Below are 800 nucleotides of genomic sequence, written 5' to 3'. Positions count from 1 at the left end.
ATTTATACTTCAGGATCTACTGGAAAACCAAAAGGAGTCATGGTTCCACATCGAGGATTAACAAATTATTTAAATTGGTGCACTCAAAATTATTATAAAGGGAATGGTGGACAAGGTTCATTAGTTCTGTCATCAATATCTTTTGACTTAACAATTACAGGGATGCTTTCTCCATTATGTATAGGAGAAACAGTAGTTTTATTTCCTGAGGGATTAGATTTAGAAGAATTAGGAAGATGGGTTCGGAAAAGAAAATATAGTGTTATAAAGCTAACACCAGCCCATTTAGAGTTATTATCTCATCAAGTTTCTGAAGAAGATGCTGCTTTTTGTACAGATACTTTTGTAGTAGGAGGGGAGCCTCTACTCGCAAAACATGTTGATTTTTGGGTAAAGCATGCTCCAAATACAGTCATAATAAATGAATATGGACCGACTGAAGCAGTAGTTGGATGTACAAATTATATAGTAAAACCAGGAGAGAATTATAGTAAATCCATACCTATAGGAAAGCCTATTTTTAATACTGAAATGTATGTATTAGATACCTCTTTACAACCCGTACCTATTGGTGTTCATGGAGAACTATATATTGGAGGAGTGGGATTAGCAAAAGGGTATTATAAACGACCGGAATTAACTGCGGAAAGATTTATTAATTCTCCATTCGATAGTAATGAGGAACAGAAATTGTATAAAACTGGAGATATAGTACGTTATTTACCAAATGGAAATCTTGAGTATATTGACCGCATAGATCAACAAGTTAAATTGAGAGGATTTAGAATTGAATTAGGAGA

At 33.8% G+C, this 800-nt stretch carries 1 protein-coding gene; it reads left to right on the top strand.

Annotation, left to right across the window (positions count from 1 at the left end):
• Nucleotides 1–39: 39 nt before the first annotated feature.
• Nucleotides 40–800: AMP-binding protein (locus RT27_RS32225; RefSeq protein ID WP_231577731.1), on the top strand; the 761-nt coding region annotated here is incomplete at its 3' end.

This window comes from Bacillus sp. L_1B0_5 (genome assembly GCF_000836715.1).
Taxonomy (GTDB): domain Bacteria; phylum Bacillota; class Bacilli; order Bacillales; family Bacillaceae_G; genus Bacillus_A; species Bacillus_A thuringiensis_S.
This window is presented reverse-complemented; position numbering and strand designations above follow the sequence as displayed.